22 protein-coding genes are annotated in these 19,737 nt (G+C 57.3%); 7 read left to right on the top strand and 15 right to left on the bottom strand.

The features are described from left to right. The 12 genes from RI563_RS08255 to RI563_RS08200 all read right to left on the bottom strand — a co-directional run. Positions 1–221: hypothetical protein (locus RI563_RS08255; protein ID WP_310693895.1), on the bottom strand; the 221-nt coding region annotated here is incomplete at its 3' end. After that, entirely contained in the window at positions 222–698 is a 477-nt protein-coding gene (locus tag RI563_RS08250; RefSeq protein ID WP_310693894.1) for a phosphate-starvation-inducible PsiE family protein, read from the bottom strand. It lies immediately after the preceding gene. Positions 699–805: 107 nt separating this feature from the next. Next, the gene (locus tag RI563_RS08245; RefSeq protein ID WP_310693893.1) at positions 806–1,879 is read right to left on the bottom strand and encodes a formate dehydrogenase subunit gamma; all 1,074 of its coding nucleotides are present in this window, start codon (positions 1,877–1,879) and stop codon (positions 806–808) included. 22 nt (positions 1,880–1,901) lie between these two features. Next, on the bottom strand, positions 1,902–2,075 hold the full coding sequence (locus RI563_RS08240) for a hypothetical protein (protein ID WP_310693892.1): 174 nt from the start codon (positions 2,073–2,075) through the stop codon (positions 1,902–1,904). A 19-nt stretch (positions 2,076–2,094) separates the two neighbouring features. Next, complete coding sequence (locus RI563_RS08235) at positions 2,095–2,292, bottom strand: hypothetical protein (RefSeq protein ID WP_310693891.1); 198 nt, start codon at positions 2,290–2,292, stop codon at positions 2,095–2,097. Positions 2,293–2,313: 21 nt separating this feature from the next. After that, positions 2,314–2,901 (bottom strand): formate dehydrogenase FDH3 subunit beta, encoded by a 588-nt coding sequence (gene fdh3B, locus RI563_RS08230; protein ID WP_310693890.1) that lies wholly within the window; start codon positions 2,899–2,901, stop codon positions 2,314–2,316. Between the two features lie 24 nt (positions 2,902–2,925). Next, positions 2,926–5,835 (bottom strand): formate dehydrogenase subunit alpha, encoded by a 2,910-nt coding sequence (locus tag RI563_RS08225; RefSeq protein ID WP_310693889.1) that lies wholly within the window; start codon positions 5,833–5,835, stop codon positions 2,926–2,928. Between the two features lie 55 nt (positions 5,836–5,890). Continuing rightward, positions 5,891–6,112 (bottom strand): hypothetical protein, encoded by a 222-nt coding sequence (locus tag RI563_RS08220; RefSeq protein ID WP_310693888.1) that lies wholly within the window; start codon positions 6,110–6,112, stop codon positions 5,891–5,893. Between the two features lie 28 nt (positions 6,113–6,140). After that, positions 6,141–6,746, bottom strand: a complete 606-nt coding sequence (locus RI563_RS08215; RefSeq protein ID WP_310693887.1) for a molecular chaperone — start codon at positions 6,744–6,746, stop codon at positions 6,141–6,143. Positions 6,747–6,973: 227 nt separating this feature from the next. Continuing rightward, positions 6,974–8,653, bottom strand: a complete 1,680-nt coding sequence (locus tag RI563_RS08210; RefSeq protein WP_310693886.1) for a 4Fe-4S binding protein — start codon at positions 8,651–8,653, stop codon at positions 6,974–6,976. A gap of 5 nt (positions 8,654–8,658) precedes the next feature. Continuing rightward, a complete protein-coding gene (locus RI563_RS08205) occupies positions 8,659–9,198 on the bottom strand; it encodes a DUF3306 domain-containing protein (RefSeq protein WP_310693885.1) in 540 nt (179 codons plus the stop codon). Further along, entirely contained in the window at positions 9,191–9,685 is a 495-nt protein-coding gene (locus tag RI563_RS08200; RefSeq protein WP_310693884.1) for a DUF3305 domain-containing protein, read from the bottom strand. Before RI563_RS08200 ends, RI563_RS08205 begins: the two co-directional genes overlap by 8 nt. 285 nt (positions 9,686–9,970) lie before the next feature. Here RI563_RS08200 and moaA point away from each other — a divergent pair, with 285 nt between their 5' ends. From moaA to RI563_RS08185, 3 genes are read left to right on the top strand one after another with little or no spacing between them, the layout of a single operon-like run. Continuing rightward, positions 9,971–10,984, top strand: a complete 1,014-nt coding sequence (gene moaA, locus RI563_RS08195; RefSeq protein WP_310693883.1) for a GTP 3',8-cyclase MoaA — start codon at positions 9,971–9,973, stop codon at positions 10,982–10,984. A 2-nt stretch (positions 10,985–10,986) separates the two neighbouring features. Beyond that, entirely contained in the window at positions 10,987–11,847 is an 861-nt protein-coding gene (locus RI563_RS08190) for a formate dehydrogenase accessory sulfurtransferase FdhD (protein WP_310693882.1), read from the top strand. Positions 11,848–11,868: 21 nt separating this feature from the next. Further along, positions 11,869–12,828, top strand: coding sequence for a helix-turn-helix transcriptional regulator (locus RI563_RS08185; protein WP_310693881.1), 960 nt, complete (start codon positions 11,869–11,871; stop codon positions 12,826–12,828). A 438-nt stretch (positions 12,829–13,266) separates the two neighbouring features. On the opposite strand, the gene RI563_RS08180 is transcribed toward RI563_RS08185, so the two are convergent. Genes RI563_RS08180 through RI563_RS08170 form a run of 3 tightly spaced genes read right to left on the bottom strand, consistent with a single transcriptional unit; the run spans position 13,267 to position 16,956 of the window. Further along, positions 13,267–13,485 (bottom strand): DUF6494 family protein, encoded by a 219-nt coding sequence (locus tag RI563_RS08180; protein ID WP_310693880.1) that lies wholly within the window; start codon positions 13,483–13,485, stop codon positions 13,267–13,269. Next, positions 13,478–15,577 carry an ATP-binding protein gene (locus RI563_RS08175; protein WP_310693879.1) on the bottom strand — a complete coding sequence of 700 codons (2,100 nt, stop codon included), beginning with the start codon at positions 15,575–15,577 and terminating at the stop codon, positions 13,478–13,480. Before RI563_RS08175 ends, RI563_RS08180 begins: the two co-directional genes overlap by 8 nt. A 5-nt stretch (positions 15,578–15,582) precedes the next feature. After that, positions 15,583–16,956, bottom strand: a complete 1,374-nt coding sequence (locus tag RI563_RS08170; RefSeq protein WP_310693878.1) for a sigma-54 dependent transcriptional regulator — start codon at positions 16,954–16,956, stop codon at positions 15,583–15,585. 330 nt (positions 16,957–17,286) lie between these two features. Here RI563_RS08170 and RI563_RS08165 point away from each other — a divergent pair, with 330 nt between their 5' ends. The 4 genes from RI563_RS08165 to RI563_RS08150 form a co-directional block, all read left to right on the top strand. Then, positions 17,287–18,120, top strand: coding sequence for a substrate-binding domain-containing protein (locus RI563_RS08165; RefSeq protein ID WP_310693877.1), 834 nt, complete (start codon positions 17,287–17,289; stop codon positions 18,118–18,120). Positions 18,121–18,129: 9 nt separating this feature from the next. Further along, complete coding sequence (locus RI563_RS08160; RefSeq protein ID WP_310693876.1) at positions 18,130–18,831, top strand: ABC transporter permease; 702 nt, start codon at positions 18,130–18,132, stop codon at positions 18,829–18,831. After that, positions 18,828–19,571 (top strand): ABC transporter ATP-binding protein, encoded by a 744-nt coding sequence (locus RI563_RS08155; RefSeq protein ID WP_310693875.1) that lies wholly within the window; start codon positions 18,828–18,830, stop codon positions 19,569–19,571. Before RI563_RS08160 ends, RI563_RS08155 begins: the two co-directional genes overlap by 4 nt. Next, the coding region (locus RI563_RS08150; RefSeq protein ID WP_310693874.1) for an NTP transferase domain-containing protein at positions 19,549–19,737 on the top strand (189 nt) is incomplete at its 3' end. The genes RI563_RS08155 and RI563_RS08150, both read left to right, overlap by 23 nt.

The raw sequence follows: 19,737 nt of genomic DNA, 5'->3' as shown, positions 1-19,737 counted from the left end.
ACAGGGATGTGCCGTCTGGCGAGCCCGACTGGAGCGAGAAGCGCAGGGGACCGGTATAGCAATTGATAAATTGCTATACCGGCGGCGTCTTTCGGGGGAGTTTCTTTGGGTACTTTCTTGTCGGTACAAGAAAGTACCTCGCCGCGCGGGCGCGAGAGCCCGCTTTCAAGATCACAGCCCGCCCGGAGGGCGAACATTTTCGACGCGAGTTCTATAAACAATCAACACTCCCCTTTATGAAAATAGGCCACGACCCAGTAGGTGGCACCGACGGCCAGTATCAGGATACCGATGCCCCACAGCTGCGCCGGGCTCATGTCGTTGTAATCCATGACAATCACTTTCCGGGCAACGGCCATCAGCGCCGTGGCGACGACCAGTTGCACATGAATCGCGTCATCGCGCAAATATAGCGTGATATTGATAAATACCTCGATGGCGATGAGCACGGCGAGAAATCCGGCGAAGAACCTGACGATGTCGTCCGTGGGCGAGACGAAATAGGGCGGGGCGCTAAAATGATCATACAGAACCCAGATCACGTCGGCCACGGCCCAGTAGATCACAAACACCATCAGCACCGCCAGGATACGGACCGCGGTACGGATCAATTTATGCAGTACATCGAAAAACGCATCCGGCTGTTTTTTACTGATCTCCCCGACGACGCCTTCTTCATCTTTAATCTGGTTGCTCACTGACTCCTCTCGTTCGAGTGTTCGGTTATGGACATAAAAAAGGGTAATGCCACCGAGGACACTACCCTGTGATTATTTGAAAAAACGGTGAAGACGCAGCAGCGCGTTCAGGTTGCCGTTGGCTGGCCCGCGGCCTTGCCTGGTTCGCCTTGCCCACCGCCTTCCGCGGCCGCTCCCTTGCCGCCGGTCTCCTGGTACCACAGGTCATGATGCTGTTTGGCCCAGGCCTCGTCCACTTCGCCGCTGATCATCCCTTCGAAGGTTCCCTCGTTACCGATCGTACCGAGGTAGATATGTCCGAGAGCGAAAGCACTCAGCACCAGTGCAGTAATCGCGTGGATGATATTGGCGCCCTGCATGGTGCCGCGCTCGAAGCCCAGATTGGGAAGCAGCAGCACGATTCCGGATATCATCAGACCGATACCGGCCACTAACAGAATCCAGAACCAGACCTTCTCGCCGGCATTCACCTTGTAGGCGGAACCGTGTCCCTTGCCGAGATAACCGCCACCTTTTTTAAACCATTCCCAGTCTGTCCGGGTAAAGAAATTTTCACTGAACCACATGGCCAGCATGACCACCAGGCCGACCACGAAGAACAATGACAGGTAGTCGTGTATCCACTTGGCGAACTGGGCATAAGCGGCAAAACCGTCGTAACCCATTACCGGGATCAACACCGCGCGTCCGTACAGCAAACTCAACCCGGTAATCGCCAGCAAAATAAACAATATCGCCACGAACCAGTGCAACGTTCGTTCGAATACCGTCCAGCGCAGGATCTTTCTGCCGGTGCGCTGTTTCAGTTTTGCCCTGCCCACGGTCAGATGGAACAGTATCAGCAGCGCCACCACGATGCCGATCAGCCAGGCACCCAATGTAGCGAGTGGTCCGTTACGCACCTGGCGCCAGTTCTGGCCGCTGTTTTCGATCAGCTCACCGGTTTCCTGGCCCTTCACCGTGGTAACACCGGCCGTGCCCTCACGTACCTCGCGCCAGTACTCGGCGCGGGGATTGGAGCCGCTGCTGAACTCGGCCTGCACCGCGTCGATGCCTATCAGTTGCCAGCTGACGATCAGCGGGGCCACCAGTACCAGCAGGGCCGCGAGACTCATGATCCACACCTTGCCCATTCCGCGCCGGGAATGCGGCTTCGCAGTCGGTTGTGTCTGTGTGCTCATGCTACTCTCCTGTTATCCGCGATTACCGCTCGGCCTGGCCCTGAATACGACGGTCGAGTTGCTCATCCAGCTGGGCACTGCGGCTGCGTTCCTCTTTGAGATAATCGTCATTCTGCACCCAGGGATCGTGGGTCCGGCTATCACAGCCCGCCAGCATGACGGTGGCAAGTACTATCCAGCCTGCGTTGATTTTCATAACGTTACCTGTCGTCCACTCAACGATCGGTCTGGCCGGTCTTGAAACGTTGCTCCAGCGTCTCCTGCATTTTCTGCTGTTTCATCGTCGCAACCAGCGGATCTTTTTTCCCCTTGTACTCGCCCGGCTCATGCAGGGTCACGCCCATGTCTTCGTAACAGCCGCTGAGCGCGATGGTCATGCCGACCAGGACCAGTCGTATCGTCAGTTTGCGCATCGTCTCTCTCCCGATCCGGGATTACTTGGTGCCATAGGCCGCTTCCCAGCCCCAGGTCTGGGGCCGGCCACCGCGCTTCAGAACCCGTTTGCGATAGATGTCCGCCACCAGATCGCCATCCCCGGCCAGCAGGGCCTTGGTGGAACACATCTCGGCGCACAGCGGCAGCTTGCCTTCGCTGATGCGGTTGCGGCCGTACTTGGCGTACTCTTCATCGGAGTTGTCCGCTTCCGGCCCGCCGGCACAGAAGGTGCACTTGTCCATCTTGCCGCGTACCGCAAACGCCTCCTGTTGCGGGAACTGCGGCGCGCCGAAGGGGCAGGCATAGAAGCAATACCCGCAACCGATACACTGGTCCTTGTTATGCAGCACAACGCCGTCCTCGGTGGTGTAGAAACAGTCTACCGGGCAGACTGCCGCGCAGGGGGCATCGGTACAGTGCATGCAGGCCACGGAGATGGACTTCTCGCCCGGCTCACCGTCTTTCAGGGTCACCACGCGCCGGCGATTCACGCCCCAGGGCACCTCGTTTTCATTCTTGCAGGCGGTGACGCAACCGTTGCATTCGATACAACGTTCGGCATCGCAAAGAAATTTCATACGTGCCATAAATGAGTCCTCCTCTCCTTAATATTAAGCCAGCCGGATTTCACACAGGGTGGCCTTGGTTTCCTGCATCTGGGTCACCGAGTCGTAGCCGTAGGTGGTGGCAGTATTGCAGGCTTCGCCACGTACCAGCGGTGCCGTGCCTTCGGGATAACGGTCCACCAGATCCTGGCCCTGGTACCAGCCACCGAAATGGAATGGTGTCCAGATAACGCCGCGACCGACCCGGGGGGTCACCATGGCGACGATCTTGATGCGTCCGCCTTCCGGGCCTTCCAGCCAGACCCACTGACCATCCCGGATATTGCGATCGTTGGCATCGGCCGGATTAATTTCGACGAACATGTCCTGCTGCAGTTCAGCCAGCCAGGCATTGGAACGGGTCTCTTCCCCGCCGCCTTCGTATTCCACCAGGCGTCCACTGATAAAGACCAACGGATAATCACTGGAGTAATCTTTGGACTGGATCGAAGCGTAGAGTGTCGGCAGCCGCCAGAAGGCCTTACGGTCGTCATAGGTGGCGTACTGCTTCACCAGATCATAACGCGGGGTATAAAGCGGCTCGCGATGCACCGGCACCGGATCCGGAAACTGCCAGACGATACTGCGCGCCTTGGCGTTGCCGAACGGCGCACAACCGTGCTTGATGGCCACGCGCTGGATACCGCCTGACAGATCGGTCTTCCAGTTACGCCCCTCGGCGGCCTGTTGCTCTTCAGCACTCAGATCGTTCCACCAGCCCAATTGCTTGAGCATGTCGGCAGTAAACTCGGGATAACCGTCCTTGATGTCGGAACCGACGCTGTAGGAATCTTCGGCCAGCAATGTAACGCCGTCGTGTTCAACACCGAAACGGGCGCGGAAGGTCAATCCACCCTCGGCGACCGACTTGCTCGGGTCATACAGGATCGGCGTGCCGACATGTTTCATCTCCGGGGTGCCCCAGCACGGCCACGGCAGCCCGTAGTATTCTCCGTCCAGTGGACCGCCCTCGGCACGCAAGGTCGTGGTATTGAAGGTATGCCGGTACCTGGCATGCTCCTTCAGCCGTTCCGGGCTTTGTCCGGTATAACCGATGGTCCAGGTCCCACGATTGATCTCGCGCAGTGTGTCCTCGATCGAGGGTTCGTCGTTTTCAACCTTGATGTTCCTGAACATCTGATCGGCGAAGCCCAGCTTTTTGGCGAACAGATAAAGAATAGTGTGGTCCGGTTTGGATTCGAACAGCGGCTCAATCACCTGTTCCCGCCACTGGATGGAGCGGTTGGAAGCGGTCACAGAGCCGTAGGTTTCGAACTGGGTGCAGGTCGGCAACAGATAGGTGTTGTTCTTGCGTTCACTCATTACCGCCAGGTGGGTGGGATAGGGATCCGAGATCACCACCAGGTCCACCTGTTCAATGGCCTTTTTCATATCCGGTCCGCGGGTCTGGCTGTTGACCGCATGTCCCTGGAAGAAGATGGCATGGACGTTATCCTTCTGCGACAGGTTGGCTTTGTCTTCCAGGATCCCGTCGATCCAGCGTGAAACCGGCATGCCGGGAATATTCATGGTATAGGCCTGCTTACCACCGCCGGCATCGTACTGGCCGGAGCGATCGAAGCGGTTTCTCAACCAGTTGTAATCCACATCCCAGACCCGGGCCCAGTGCTTCCAGGCGCCGTCGGACAGACCGTAGTAAGCGGGCAGGGTGTGGCAGTTGGGACCGACATCGGTCGCGCCCTGCACATTGTCATGACCACGAAAGATATTGGCACCGCCGCCGGAGACCCCGATGTTGCCCAGTGCCAGCTGCAGTACACAGTAAGCCCGGGTGTTGTTGTTTCCGATGTGATGCTGGGTACCGCCCATGCACCAGACGATGGTCCCGGGCCGGTTTTCGGCCATGGTTTTGGCCGCGTCATACATTTCCTTTTCGGGTACCCCGACCACATCCTCGACTGTTTTCGGATCCCAGTTCTTCACCTCCTCGCGGATGTCCTCCATGCCGAAGACGCGCTGGCGAATGTACTCCTGATCTTCCCAGCCGTTTTCAAAGATGTGCCACAACAGTCCCCAGGTAAATGACACGTCGGTGCCGGGACGAATGCGGATGTATTGATCGGCATGCGCGGCGGTCCGGCTGAAGCGAGGATCGACCACGATCATCTTCGCGCCGTTCTCCTTGCCACGCAGGATATGTTGCATGGCTACCGGGTGGGCCTCGGCCGCGTTACTGCCGACGAACAGCATCGCCTTGCAGTTATGCATGTCGTTGTAGGAGTTGGTCATTGCGCCGTAGCCCCAGGTGTTGGCTACCCCGGCCACCGTGGTGGAGTGGCAGATGCGTGCCTGGTGATCGATATTGTTACTGCCCCAGAAGGCGGCAAACTTGCGCTGCAGATAGGAGCCTTCGTTACTGGCCTTGGAGGAGCCGGCTATCCACAGGCTGTCCGGTCCATACTTGTCGCGCATATCCAGAAGCTGATCGCCGATCTCGTTGATGGCCTGCTCCCAGCTGATGCGCTTCCACTTGCCATCCACCTGCTTCATCGGATACTTGATACGTTGTGCGCCATGACCATGCTCGCGCACCGAGGCACCCTTGGCGCAATGGGCACCAAGATTGAACGGCGAATCGAAGTCGGGCTCCTGCCCGGTCCAGACGCCGTTCTGTACCTCGGCAAGTACACCGCAACCGACCGAGCAGTGGGTACAGATACTGTGCCGCACCTCGGTCTCGATGTCCTCTTTCGGCGCAGTATCCTTTTCTGCGGCACGGGCATGACGCAGCATGCCCATCTGGAGCATGTTGGCGATTGCCAGACCGCCCGCGGTCAGTCCCGAACGCTGCAGGAACGTACGACGATCGATCGCCTCGGCGAAAATCGACCCCCCAACGTTAGCGTCAGGATCAGGGGTCTGTTGATTCGAGGTGGGTTTCTTTTTCAGTTTCATTGCTGAACCTCCCAGTGCAGCAGCTACTCTGCGTTGGTGCGAGCCGGTTGAATAATCAGATCTGTGCCTTTTCGTAATAAGTCCGGATATGGTCGGTCAGACGATAACCGTTGGTTTCGGTAGTTTTTGCACCGGTCACGGGCCCCTCAGGCGATGACTGTGAAATTGCCCGGGCGTTGCTGAACACCAGTGCGCCTGCACCGGTTGCACCACCCAGCAAGACCATCTGCTGCAAAAACCGGCGACGCGGTAACTCTTCTTTATTGAGCTTTTTCATCTGTTAGCTCCTCTTCATCCACTCAACGTTAATCATCCGGCACATCGAGATAATGTTGTTCCAGTTCCACAAAGTGCTGTCCCAGCTGGCCAACGGCCTTGTAGAAACGGGCCGAGGGTGCCTGTTCGATATCCCTGAAACAACGTTGCAGCCAGCCATGCAGGTGAAGGCGGTAAAAAGTCTGTTGTGCTTCCAGGTCCGACCCGCTGTCGATTAACATCGCCATCGCTTCGCAAAGTGCGGCAATGTGATCCTCGGGTTCGCTGACCTGTTGCTGGCGTTCGATACCAAGCTGCCTGAGATCATGGCGCAACCGCGCCAGTGGTCTGTCCATCAGGTAACCGGTCCGATACCACGAGGCATACGGAATCACTTCGCCGTGGCCCAGGCCGATGAACAGATCGTGAAATTCATCATCCAGTTCCGATAGACGTGCCCGGCTGGCATTGAGCTTGAGCAAGTGCCAACTCAGGCCAAACCCGTTCTGACGCTCCTTGTTGGCGCTTTCGATACGCGATAGCACGTCCAGCAGCGGTGGATCGGGAACCTTGCGTAACAATCGCGCCAGCAGGCTATAGGTATTGGCCCGCAATGCGGCATCATCAAAGGCGACAGAAGATTGCTGCTTTTGCATTCGGATTCAGTCTCCCTGTCGGATCGGGCGCGCGGCGCCCCGGAGCCGGTTATCGTTACTCGTTGCTCAATTACCCGTTACAAGAGCAACGCCTGTGCCAGAAACAAAATGAAAAAAACGACCCAGAAGGAGCCAGACGAACAACCCGGCGCTCAATTCGACTCGCCCCCGGGTCAGGTGTGACAATTTGTTCACCCTGGCGGTAAAGACGGGACATTTCGACCAGCTCAGGCACGATGTTCTTCCTGCCACATGTCGGTAATCCGGCAGTCCTCGCACATCGACAGGCGCCGCAATGCCCGATCATTGTCGAACATCCAGTGCCCGGTCAGTTTGTCGCGCATGTGTTCGATCATCTGCCGGGTCGCGAACGGTTTGCCGCATTCAACGCAATGAAACGGCTCCTGCTCGTAAAGTACACGCGGTGCCCGACGTACCTCGCCGTCAAACAGATAGCGTTGCCGACGTGTGATCGCCAATTCGGGACAGGTTTGCTCGCACAGTCCGCACTGCACGCAATTGTTTTCAATGAACTTCAACTGGGGCTGCTCGTTGCCTGCCAGTAATGCCCCGGTCGGACAAACCCCGGTGCAGGCCATGCAGAGGGTGCAGGCCTGGGCATTGACCTGAATCTCGCCAAACGGTGCCTGGTCGGGCAGTGACAGGATTGCCGGCTTTTGTGCAGCGTGTTGATACAGCTTTTCCAGCGCAAGATGGATCATGTTGCGTTTGTCGTCGAAACTGGCATGCGTGGCCGCCGGCGCCAGCGTTGCATCCCCGGCGGGGGACCCCATTTGCGCCAGCTCCTTTTGCGGCACAATCACGATGCGCGCCGCCGCTTCTCCCAGCCCATCCAGAAAGGCCGTCGCCAGGGCCTGTTGCTGCCGCAGGGTCTCACCGATAAGCGGCGCGGTCTCCTCGCTGGTGACGATAATGATCTGTTGCGCGCCATAGGCCAGGGTATTGAGCATGATCGCCATATCGATCGCCCCCAGTTCATCCAGGGCGACCGGGATCAGATTCTCTTCCAGCGCAGCCAGTTGTTGGTAAAGTGCGTCGCGCTGTGCCTGTTCGAAAAACACCACACGGGCCCGTTCACCGCTGGTCTGGTAATACTGCCTGAGCAACTGCCGAATCCGGCTCAGAGTATCGGCCAGGCCGGGATACACATACTGGATGGCCCCGCTGGGGCAGACCGCGGCACAGGTTCCCCCGCCCTGGCAAAGATAGGGATCGACCTCGATCTGTTCCCCGATGGAATGAATGGCCCGGGTCGGACAGGCGTCGATACAGCGTGTGCAGGCCGTACACTGGTTACGGTCGTGCGCGCAGATCGACGGGTCGTATCGAAAATAGCGCGGCTTCTCAAATTCGCCGATCATGCCGGGAATCGCCTCGATCAAACCTGCAAGCCTGGCGCTGTCGCCGTGGCTGGCAAAATAACCCGGCGGCGGAATATCCGCATCGAAGCAGGGCGTTGGACAGACATCCAGAACCAGATCGATGCGCGGCCAGGTCCGTCCCAGTATCGGTCCAAGCTCCAGGGTCTGCGCGCCCTTATCGCGCAGATGGATGTGAAAGTCCCCCAGGTGACCGTCGATCCGCTCGATTCCGGCATGAACATAGGCGATACGATCATCCAGCTGCGGGCGCCGGGCGTCCGGATCCGGATCGACGATGGCAACAGCGTCAAGCTTATCCAGCAGCTCGGTCGCCACGGCCACCGCCTCGTTGCCTGCACCGATAATGACCAGCCGCCCTTCACTGTGATATTCGATCACTGAAGTGCTGGGGGCGGGTTGTTGCAGGACCTGTAAGGCCTCCATGCGTGCCTCGCCGTTACTGGTCTGTTGCCCCAGGGTGTTCAGACCGGCATCAGCCGGGGCGGTTTCGTTGGAATAACTCATCAGGGCTAACCCTCTTTCAGTTCTGGTTGATCAACTGGCGCCGGTTCGCCTTTATATTCATCAACTGAATCGTCGGTGTTATCCGCCTGTAGCGTTGTTTCCGGCTCGTGCGGCTCGTTTTCCGCGACAGGCGGCAGTTCGTCATCGCTCACCAGTTGCTTGATCGCCTGACGCTCCTCCTGCAGGCGCTGGTGCGCCGTTATGGTATTTCCCAGCGGTTCAAACAGCGTGTAATCTTCGGCGTAGTCATCCAGACCGTCGCAAAAGTTGAACTTGTTCATGTGAAACAACTTGCGTAACGCCTGGCGCTTGAGGGTTTCGCTCACCTGCTCGGAAAAAAACATGCTGACCTCGCTGTTCTCACCCAGCGTGTCGACATCGGGCACCTCCTGCGAGCCAGGGGGCTCGACAACCGGCGGAGCGTCTGCAAGCGCGGGAGCCTGCATCTTTGTCTTTTCTGGTTTTGAGTGATCATGCTTGCGTCGCGACCAGCGGTGCAGAAACGACCTGTCCTGATCGTTTCCTGTATCGTTCGAATCAGACATGTTTGCGCTTGCCTTTTTTGCCATGCTTGTGATCCTGCAGCTGCTTTTCCAGTGCCGGTTGTTGACTCAATACGTACTCGGCCAGCCAGTTGGAAAAGGGCGCCACCAATGGCGTTGAAAGCACAAGGCCATCAGTTTCCATGTGGGCCTCGGCATCGGCAAAGTTGGCACTGATCATGGTTGGCGCCAGGTCCGAGTCATCGTCATCATCCCGGCACAACACGAACAGCGACGGTTGCCTGCCCATCAGATTCTGGTAATAGCTTTGCAAACCATCTCGAAACAGTTCGAGCCAGAACCCCGACCAGATCAGATGCCCCTCGTCCTGTTCACCCTGCAGCCGTTGTCTGCGTTGCGATCCGTCGCCGGTGTGCTGCGGCAACAGGGCAACCAGATTCCAGTGGGGTAACTTCCATTGCCCGTATTGCCGATATTCCCGGCGCATAACAATCGATACGGGATAACTGACATCGGCATGTGGATTCATCGTGTCCCTCATGAACTGTTTATCTATTGCGATACGGTTTTTTACCGAGCAATCGCCGTACCAGATTGAACAAAGCCGTTTTATGCCGGATCACGCCCAATCCGGATAAGCCCGTGCGACAGTTTTCACCGCATTAATTTCGGGGTTGGTGCAATCTGTCTCAATCGGGGTCAGTTCCGATCCTCACTGGCTGGCAGGGCGTACGATTTTGCAGACCGGGCACGAAGGTATGCTTTTTGCAAAACATGGCGAACCATCATTTTTACCGACAAGGCCCAGGCTCTTATGTCCAGGATCGATACCCCGACCCATCCCGCGCTAATCGACAACTTCGGCCGTCAGATAAACTATGTCCGTATTTCCATCACCGACCGCTGTGATTTCCGTTGTGTCTATTGCATGAGCGAGGATATGACCTTTCTTCCTCGATCCGAGATTCTCAGCCTGGAAGAGATTACCCGGCTGGCCCGCGCGTTCACCGAACTGGGTGTCGGAAAAATCCGCCTCACCGGTGGCGAGCCGCTGGTGCGGCGCAATGCGCTCTGGTTGTTTCAGCAACTGGGCCGGCTGCCCGGTCTGCGCGAACTGGTGTTAACCACCAACGGTTCACAGCTCACCCGATATGCACAGGCATTGCGCGATGCCGGTGTACGACGCATCAACATCAGCCTTGACAGCCTGCAGCCGGCGCGCTTTGCGCGGCTCACCCGCGTCGGCGATCTGAACAAGGTGCTGCAGGGCATCGAGGCCGCGCGCCTGGCAGGCTTCGAGCGGATCAAGCTCAACAGCGTGATTCTGAAAAACCGTAACCATGATGAAGTGACTGACCTGGTGCGTTTTGCAGTCGAGCAAGAGCTGGATATCAGCTTTATCGAGGAGATGCCTCTGGGAGTGATCGGCGATCATGATCGGGCCGAGGCCTATTACTCGAGTAATGAACTGCTCGGGGACCTTCAACAATCGTTCGAGCTGTTCCCGACTACCGAGACCACCGGCGGACCGTCACGTTATTACCGGATCCCCGGCAGCGATTCGCGTATTGGCCTGATCTCGCCGCACAGTCACAACTTCTGTGACAGTTGCAACCGCGTCCGGATCACCGCCCAGGGTCGGTTGTTGTTGTGCCTGGGACAGGAACATTCCATGGATTTACGCCAGATCCTGCGTGAGCATCCCGATGATATGCCGCGGCTCAAGCACGCCATTGTTCAGTCCATGGATCTCAAGCCCAAAGGACATGACTTCAACCTGCAGGAGCAACCTGTGATCCTGCGCCACATGAATGTTACCGGAGGCTGACCATGACCGACCAACTGATTCTCTCCGATGCCCGGCTGTCACCGACCTATGCCATCGAGGCGATGGATGAATACGGTCAGTCGCGCGAGGTCCACGTCGCCGGCGAACGCCCCCTGACACTGAAGGTCGACGGTCAGGAGATTGTTACCCTGATGACGCTGGGTAATTATCCTGAAGCGCTGACCCTGGGCTATCTACGCAACCAGCGCCTGATCGACGCTATTGATGAGATCACCCGAATCTGGGTCGACTGGGATCAGGAACGCGTCGACGTCACTACCCGACGTGGCGAGGGCATCCAGGACGAACGCATGCAGGGTCGCACCGTGACCACCGGTTGCGGGCAAGGTACCGTTTTCAGTTGCACGCTGGACAAGATTTACGGACAGAAACTCACCGCCCTGCAGGTGAAGCAGTCACGGCTTTACGATTTACTCAGGGCGGTCAACGACTACAACGCCGTGTATCGTCAGGCCGGGGCAGTCCACGGCTGCGCCCTGTGCCGGGATACCGAGATCCTGATGTTCGTCGAGGACGTGGGCCGCCACAACGCCGCCGATGCTATCGCCGGCATGATGTGGCTGGAGGCCATGCCGGGCGAGGACAAGATCTTCTACACCACCGGGCGCCTGACCTCGGAGATCGTGATGAAAGCAGCCCAGATGAATATTTCCTTGCTGCTGTCCCGTTCGGGCGTATCGCACATGGGCCTCGAACTGGCCCAGGACCTGGGCATTACCCTGATCGCCCGTGCCAAGGGCCAGCATTTTCTGGTCTACAACGGGGCTGAACACATCACGTTTGACGCGGTGCCGGTGACAAAACCGCAACATCGCGCCTCAACCCGCGCCGCTTCGGCATGACGCGCTATAGCCGGGTGCAACATGGCCAGTAATCTCAATCTGCAGGATGCCAGCTGGTCACCTTCGGGAGCGGGCGAGAGCGAAGGTCGCGTTCCCGTTTTTCTCAACGCCCGGCAACTGGCCGAATACCTGCAAATCAATGAGAAAAAGATTTATGCCCTGGCCAATGACGGCCAGCTGCCCGGCACCAAGATCACGGGCAAATGGCTGTTTCCCAGATCTTTAATCGACAACTGGCTGTTCGAGTCCAGTCACGGCGGAATACTGACCGATCGGCTTTTGATTGCTGGCAGCGACGATCCATTGCTCAACCGACTGGTCGGCTACCTGATCGGCCAGTTCCAGGCCGACGCTCTCATCAGCTATACCCCGACAGGGACAACGCTGGGTCTGTCGTTACTGGCCCGGCGTCGGACCGATCTGTGTGCCATTCACTGGGGTAGCGTGCAGGAAAGTCATATACGCCATGCGGCGCTGATCCAGCAGTATGACGAGGCAAGCCAGTGGCTGATCGTGCGCCTGTTTCAACGTGAGCAGGGCTTTATGCTCAACCCCGCACTGAACATCGACGGCCTCGAGATCGCCGACATTTTCCAGCAAAACTGGATCTGGGCCATGCGTCATGACGGCGCCGGCTCGCAGCGTTTTCTGGAAGAGACCGCGGCACAATACGGAATCGACCTGTCGCAACTTAACAGCGCGTTACGGCTACAGACCGAACGGGAGGCGGCCTCACTGCTCAGCCAGGCCCAGGCGGATATAGCACCGGGCCCCCGCAGCGTGGCACGCGAATTCGGTCTGCAGTTTATCCCGGTCGGCTGGGAAGGCTTTGACCTGGTCCTGCCGCGTGCGATCTATTTCCGCCAGTTGTTCCTGACCCTGCTTCAGAAGTTGAAAAACCGGGAGATACAGGCCATCGCCCGGCAGTTCGGCGGCTATCGTCTCGACCAGTGCGGGGAGATTATCTGGTCGCCCTGTTAAATAACTGTTCCAAATTCATCGACACCCTGGATTCTGCTAATCCTGCGTGACAACTGATGTTTACAAAATCTCACCACGAAGACACGAAGAAAAAATTAATTTACTTCAAAACTTCGTGTCTTCGTAGTGAAAAGTTTAATACCCGGAACGTCAGGTGGCGCTGCGCACAACCTGACCTGTGCCACTGACCAGGCAATCCCGAATGCCCGCAAAGAGATTGCTTCGTTACGTTATTCCTCGCAATGCCCCGTTTTTGCTGTCATTGCGAGCGAAGATGTTTTTAAAACCTCACCACGAAGACGCGAAGACGCGAAGAAAAATTAATTCATTTAAAAACTTCGTGTCTTCGTGTCTTCGTGGTGAAAAGTTTAATACCCGGAATGTCAGGCAGCGTGCTGCACGCAACCTGCCCTGTGCCTGAACGGGTATGCGTAACGCTTATTCGTCCTGATCTTCCAGCGCGATATCACCACGGATTTGCAGCGTCAGGTCGAGTTCGGGGATCTCCAGCTGAACCGTTGCCTCCAGGGTTTCATCACCCTGCAACTGACCATTCTTCAGCGCGTCGCGAACAGCTTTTTCGATCGCTTGCTGGGACTGGATACCCACTTTCTTCAGAAAGCGACGGGTTTGTGTGTTCAGTGCCTCTTCATTCATGTCGCACCTCGTCCCGGTTAAATTCATAGGAATGGAGATCGAACAGGGCATGAACCTGGGGTGACAGTTTCGGATCACGCCGCAATGTGACGGTAAATACCGTGCCCTTGCCCGGTTTGGAGCTCACTTCCAGATTGCCCCCGTAGCGGTGAATCAAACCATAGCTGACTGACAGCCCGAGGCCGGTACCGACATTACCCTTGGTAGAATAGAAGGGATCAAAGATTCTGTCGATGGTGTCGCGATCGATACCTTCGCCATCATCAGCGACCCTGATCATCACGTCGTCATTTTCGCTGACCTGGGTACTGATCCGGATAGTACCGCGCTTATCGACGGCATGGATGGCATTGATCAACAGGTTGATCAGCACTTGCTGTAACTCCTGCGCATCTATTCTGATCAGGCCGTTGTCCGCACTGGGTTCGGTAATGATCACAGCATGTTTGCGCTCTGCCTCATGGCGGACCAGCATCACCGTATCCTCCACCAGTTTTTTTACATCTACATCTTCCAGGTTCAGGCTAATCGGCGAGGCGCGCGAGTATTTCAACAGTTTCTCCACGATATTACGGATCCGGTAGACCTGCTCGTAGATTAACGACACTTCAGTCGCCACCGGGCCGGTGGCCCCGTTCAGCTCCTCAATCACAATATCCATGTTTCCCAAAATAACTGCAGTGGGATTGTTAATCTCGTGCGCGATACCCGCTGTCAGTTCACCGAGCGCGGAGAATTTTTCCGCCATCACAAGCTGGCTGCGGGTTTTGCGTAAAAGTTCGAGGCTGTCTTTCAAATGCGTGTTCTTGAGTTTCAGTTCCCTTGTGCGCTCTTCGACCTGCTGCTCCAGGTTATCAGCTGCACGCTGAATCTCGGCGTTGCGCTCGTGCAGCAGATCGAGCATGTGATCGAAGCGTCGGGCCAGCGCACCGATCTCGTCCCGACTTTTTATCTCGCCGATGCGCAGATCATCACCTTCTTCCTGGGCGCGAACGACATCAGCCATACGTTCGATAGGTTTGAACATGCGTCGTGCACCAAGAATACCGAACAGGGTGGCAAACACCACGATCAGCAACAGCAACACACCAAACATGACCATATCGCGCAGATAGGCCTGCTTTAACGGCGCAACCAGGTAACCGGCCTCCAGCATGCCAATGACGTTGTTCCGGTAATCATGCAGCGGCTGATAACCAGCCAGATAAAGGCCGCCCGGGATAGTTACCTCACCGACCCAGCTCTCTCCCCGCTCTATCACCTGCTCGTGAACCGCTTTCGGAATATGACTGCCCAGCGTGCGGACCTCTTCCTGGCTCTTTTGCGACAGGTTGGTCGCCACGCGTACATCGTCCAGCACCACGCTGACCAGGCCCTTGCCCTCTTTTGGCAGGGCACCCGGACCATAGACCAGGCTATGTATCGTCTTGAGCAGGGCTGAATTGTGATTCAGCAACACTCCGCCTTCCATGAGCGCGATCGTCTGGCCCCGGTTATTTTTGATTGGATAGACCGCCCGTACCACCATCGCGCGTTGTTCGATATTGTTTGCCTCCGCTCGGCCGTCATTGGCCAGCAGAACCCGAGCCTGCCTGGCCAGGCTTGCGTGTTCCCGTATCAAATAGGCAGAGCTGTACAACTCCAGCCCGACCCTGGGCACACCGCTGTGGACCACATCCTCGATCAACGGCGAGGGTTTCGCCTCACCCACGAAGGTACTGTCATCAAACAACCAGCCACCCTTGAGATCGACCACATGCACAAAATCAAAACCCTCGGTCACTTTGAGTAACTGCAGCTGGTTCTTGATCCGTTCTACATCCTCGCGATTCAGTGCGAGGTAAAAGGCGTGTGATTCGGCCAGACGACTTATAGCCTGCAGGTATTTCTCCTGCTGGCGCATGAAGGAAGCCCGGGCAACATTGATGTCGGTGTGCACCTTGTGCGCAAGCTGCGCTGCGGCAAACGAATAGGTTCGCTCCAGGGAGAAAACGACCAGGACAGGAATGAACACCAGCAACGGTAACAGGACGAGCAGCAGCAACTTGTAGCGAAAGCTGTGCCGAACCCGCTCGAAAAAACGGATGTTCATCCGACTCAGATGTATTGCCGCGAGTCAGACTGCCATTCGCTCAATTTACGCTCGATCGTCTTGCGCGAGATCCCAAGCCGCCGGGCTGCCTCTGATTTGTTGCCCTCGACACAGGCCAGCATGTCGAGGAGGTAGCGTTGTTCCACATCACGCAGTGTCCAGCCGTCGGGGACCAGAAAATCCTTTGTCTCCCTGTCGGACGCATTGTTTGCGGCCAGCAGTTCGGTCGGCAACTTGCCCAACAGCAGGGTCCGTTCGATCACGTTGCGCAATTCGCGCACATTCCCCGGCCAGTCATATTTTTGCAATTGGCGGATATCCTGCTGGCTCAGCGGATAGGCCGGCAGGCCCAGCTCACCCGCCAGCTTGTGAACGAAGTGTCGGGTCAGAGCCGGGATATCGGACAGACGTTCACGCAATGCAGGAACCTTTAGGGCCACGACATTCAGGCGATAGTACAGATCTTCACGAAACTGGTTGTTCTTTACCAGTTCCTCCAGGTTGCGGTTGGTGGCGGCAAGGATGCGACAATCCACTTTCAGTTCCCGCTCGGTGCCCACCGGCCGTACGCTGTGTGTCTCCAGCATACGCAGCAGCTTGGCCTGCATGGCCAGCGGCATCTCCCCGATCTCATCCAGAAACAGGGTGCCGCCGTCGGCAAAGTAACACAGTCCCTGGCGGGCGCTCTGGGCGCCGGTAAAGGCCCCTTTGGCGTGGCCGAACAGCTCACTTTCCAGCAAATCGGCGGCGATCGATCCGCAATTGACCGGGACAAACGGCCCGGAACGGCCGCTTTGCCTGTGAATCGCTTCGGCCACCAGCTCCTTGCCGGTGCCGGTTTCCCCCTGTATCAACACGGTGGACTGGGTGGGTGCGATGCGGCGAACCAGTTGTTCCAGCTCCCGGATTGCGGCGGCCTCACCGATCACCTCGACGGCGCGGGTCTCCTGATCATCCTGCACGCTGGTCTGGTTGGCAAAGTCTGAACGGGCGCGATCGCGCTGCAACAAACAACGGCTGATGGATTGCTTGATATCCTCGGCCCGAAACGGCTTGGTCAGAAAATCACTGGCACCACCGCGCACTGCGCTAATCGCCACATCCATGTCGGCATAACCGGTAATCAGGATCACATGCGTATCAAGATCATGTTTTCGGATCTGTTGCAGCCATTCTGCACCACTGGACTTTGGTAAACGATTGTCGATAATAATCACATCAAAGTGACAACGTTGACGTAATTGTTCCGCCTCGGCGATGTCTGCCGCCACCTCGACCAACCCGTATTGCTTCTGCAATACGCGCTGCATGAAATTTCGCATACCCGGTTCATCATCAACAACCAATATCGAGACTTCCATTAGCGCCGCAGGCTTCATGGTTGGTCACTCCTTTTGCTCTGTTTTTTTCCTGATGGTCGTCCTGTCCGGTGTATTCCGATAGCCGGTAATGACGCGCCGCAAATATGCCGTGGTGCTTACCAAGTAAAACGTATGATCACCCTGCTTTCCAGTTTTTTGCAGCAATCTGTCTCACACTGCCAATGCACTGGGTCAAAATGTGCCAACAAAAATGACTGACTAAATTTATGCCCGCGCCGAGACACTGATAAATCATTGATATAAGTCGTGGCACAGGCATTGCAAATCAGCTGAATGCTGCGGGCAATTTTGAATTTAACTCAATTCCCATAATTCAGGAATCAGCATATGACCCTACATAAGTTATTTAAATTACTGAGCGTCGGGTTACTTTGTCTGTTGACGACCGGTCTGTTTGCATCTGAACCGAACCAGATACTGCGCCTGGCGACTACCACCAGCACCGAAAATTCCGGTTTGCTGCAAGCGATTCTTCCCGCGTTTGAAAAAAACACGGGCTACGAGGTTCACGTTATCGCGGTTGGTACCGGCAAGGCATTGCGTATGGGCCGTGACGGCGATGTCGACCTCGTACTGGTGCATGCACCACTGGCCGAGGAAAACTTCGTCAATCACGGCTATGGCGTGAACCGTCGGCAGGTGATGTACAACGACTTTGTTATGGTCGGCCCGCAAAATGATCCGGCCAGCATCCGGGGCATGCAGGATCCGATCGCTGCGCTGACGAAAATTGCACAACACCAGGCGCTGTTCGTCTCGCGCGGCGACGACTCCGGCACCAACAAGAAGGAACTCCACCTGTGGGACGCAGCCGGGATCAAACCACAAGGGAGCTGGTATCGCCGGGCCGGGCAAGGCATGGGCAAGGTCCTGCAAATGAGTGGCGAACTGGATGCCTACACGCTGACCGATCGCGGCACCTGGCTGGCGATGCGAGACAAATTACCGCTGGCGATCCTCACCGAAGGCGATCCGCGTTTGTTTAACCCTTACGGCATTATCGCCGTCAATCCCGAGCGCTATCCCGATGCCAACTATGCCGGTGCGATCGCCATGATCCACTGGATCACGGCCAAACGGGGGCAACAACTGATCGGCCAGTACCGCGTGCAGGGAGAACCGTTGTTTTCTCCCATGGCATTGAAAATGGCCTCGCAATAGATCGCAACCATGGGGCAGTTGTCCGAAGCATTCGTCAACGCGCTTTACCTGCTGTTTAGCGGGGACCGGGAGCTATGGATTATCGTGGCGACCTCGTTCAGTGTTTCACTGCGTGCGATCCTGATTGCCACCCCCATCGCCATTATCATCGCTTTTTTGCTGGCGATGACTCGCTTCCCCGGTCAACGTTTGCTGGTGATGATCTTTCATACCCTGCAGGCGGTCCCCGCCGTGGTAGTCGGGCTCACGGTCTATATCGTGCTGTCCCGTCAGGGGCCGATGGGTGACTGGCGCCTGCTGTTTACCCAGAGCGCCATGATCGTCGGCCAGATCCTGCTGTGCCTGCCACTGTTGATCTCCATGGCCCATGCCACCTTCGCCGGAGCCGATCGCCGTGCCTGGGAAACCGCCCGTACCCTGGGGGCAGGCCATGTGCAGGCCACGCTGACATTTTTTTATGAATTGCGTTTTGCCCTACTGGCGGCGATTATCGCCGGCTTCGGGCGCATCATCGCCGAGGTGGGCTCCTCGATCATGGTCGGCGGCAACATCCTGCATCATACCCGCAATATTCCGACCGCCATCGCCCTGGAAACCGCCAAGGGCGAGTACGCCCAGGGCCTGGCACTGGGCATCGTCTTACTGCTGCTCGCCTTCGGCCTGAATGCCCTGCTGCACATCAGCCAACAACAGAGGCCCGTATACGCATGACGCACCCCGAACCGATTGAATACGGCAAGCTCACCAAGTCGATCAACCGCCAGCCGTTGTTCGAGAATCTGCATCTGAATATCGATCCTGGCGAATGTATTGTGCTGAGCGGTGACAATGGCGCGGGCAAAACCACTTTACTGCGTATCCTCTGTGGCCTGCTGTCGCCGGATGCAGGCGACTGTCGTTATAACGGCAGCTGCTATCACTGGAAACGGGCCCGGCCCTGGTTATTGCAGAACGTTGTCTATCTGCACCAGGAACCCTATCTGTTTGACAGCCGGGTACTGGACAATGTCGCCTACGGCCTGCGCCGGCGCGGGCACACCGCCGGGGAGGCGCACGCCATCGCTTCCAGGGCACTGGACGCCACGGATCTCGGGCACCTGCAACAACGTAACGCCCGGCAACTGTCCGGCGGCGAGAAACAACGGGTCGCGTTGCTGCGCGCCTGGGTGCTGTCGCCAAGATTACTGTTACTGGACGAACCGGTCGCCAGCATGGACGAGCGATCAAGACACCGCACGCTGTTTTTGATCCGCCGGCTGCAACAGGACGGCGTGAGCCTGATCATCACCGCCCACGAACCCCGGTTGTTCGCCCCGCTGGCCGAACGCCATCTGCGCCTCAAGCAGGGTCAACTGAACCCGGCCCGGCCGCTCAACCCGGACACCGATCCCCTGGCCGAATCCGCTGACATACCGCCGGAGCACTCCGATGAACAGTGGCATCTTTCCTGACCCGTTCAGCCCGCCGCCAACCACCGGCGTCATCCTGGCCGGCGGCCTGGCCCGCCGCATGGGTGGCCACGACAAGGGCCTGCTGGCGATCGACGGCAGGCCGATGGTGCAGCATATTCAGGATCTGCTTCGCCCACAGGTGGATCACCTGCTGATCAATGCCAAT

It is taken from the genome of Thiohalophilus sp. (genome assembly GCF_031581315.1).
Lineage (GTDB): Bacteria > Pseudomonadota > Gammaproteobacteria > UBA6429 > Thiohalophilaceae > Thiohalophilus.
The sequence above is the reverse complement of the archived record's forward strand: the minus strand, read 5'-3'. Positions and strand labels throughout refer to the sequence as shown.

Coding starts and splice junctions, on each gene's coding strand:
- RI563_RS08245 (WP_310693893.1), bottom strand. CDS start 1,879: ATGAGCACACAGACACAACCGACTGCGAAGCCGCATTCCCGGCGCGGA.
- RI563_RS08240 (WP_310693892.1), bottom strand. CDS start 2,075: ATGAAAATCAACGCAGGCTGGATAGTACTTGCCACCGTCATGCTGGCG.
- RI563_RS08235 (WP_310693891.1), bottom strand. CDS start 2,292: ATGCGCAAACTGACGATACGACTGGTCCTGGTCGGCATGACCATCGCG.
- fdh3B (WP_310693890.1), bottom strand. CDS start 2,901: ATGGCACGTATGAAATTTCTTTGCGATGCCGAACGTTGTATCGAATGC.
- RI563_RS08225 (WP_310693889.1), bottom strand. CDS start 5,835: ATGAAACTGAAAAAGAAACCCACCTCGAATCAACAGACCCCTGATCCT.
- RI563_RS08220 (WP_310693888.1), bottom strand. CDS start 6,112: ATGAAAAAGCTCAATAAAGAAGAGTTACCGCGTCGCCGGTTTTTGCAG.
- RI563_RS08215 (WP_310693887.1), bottom strand. CDS start 6,746: ATGCAAAAGCAGCAATCTTCTGTCGCCTTTGATGATGCCGCATTGCGG.
- RI563_RS08210 (WP_310693886.1), bottom strand. CDS start 8,653: ATGAGTTATTCCAACGAAACCGCCCCGGCTGATGCCGGTCTGAACACC.
- RI563_RS08205 (WP_310693885.1), bottom strand. CDS start 9,198: ATGTCTGATTCGAACGATACAGGAAACGATCAGGACAGGTCGTTTCTG.
- RI563_RS08200 (WP_310693884.1), bottom strand. CDS start 9,685: ATGAATCCACATGCCGATGTCAGTTATCCCGTATCGATTGTTATGCGC.
- moaA (WP_310693883.1), top strand. CDS start 9,971: ATGTCCAGGATCGATACCCCGACCCATCCCGCGCTAATCGACAACTTC.
- RI563_RS08190 (WP_310693882.1), top strand. CDS start 10,987: ATGACCGACCAACTGATTCTCTCCGATGCCCGGCTGTCACCGACCTAT.
- RI563_RS08185 (WP_310693881.1), top strand. CDS start 11,869: ATGGCCAGTAATCTCAATCTGCAGGATGCCAGCTGGTCACCTTCGGGA.
- RI563_RS08180 (WP_310693880.1), bottom strand. CDS start 13,485: ATGAATGAAGAGGCACTGAACACACAAACCCGTCGCTTTCTGAAGAAA.
- RI563_RS08175 (WP_310693879.1), bottom strand. CDS start 15,577: ATGAACATCCGTTTTTTCGAGCGGGTTCGGCACAGCTTTCGCTACAAG.
- RI563_RS08170 (WP_310693878.1), bottom strand. CDS start 16,956: ATGAAGCCTGCGGCGCTAATGGAAGTCTCGATATTGGTTGTTGATGAT.
- RI563_RS08165 (WP_310693877.1), top strand. CDS start 17,287: ATGACCCTACATAAGTTATTTAAATTACTGAGCGTCGGGTTACTTTGT.
- RI563_RS08160 (WP_310693876.1), top strand. CDS start 18,130: ATGGGGCAGTTGTCCGAAGCATTCGTCAACGCGCTTTACCTGCTGTTT.
- RI563_RS08155 (WP_310693875.1), top strand. CDS start 18,828: ATGACGCACCCCGAACCGATTGAATACGGCAAGCTCACCAAGTCGATC.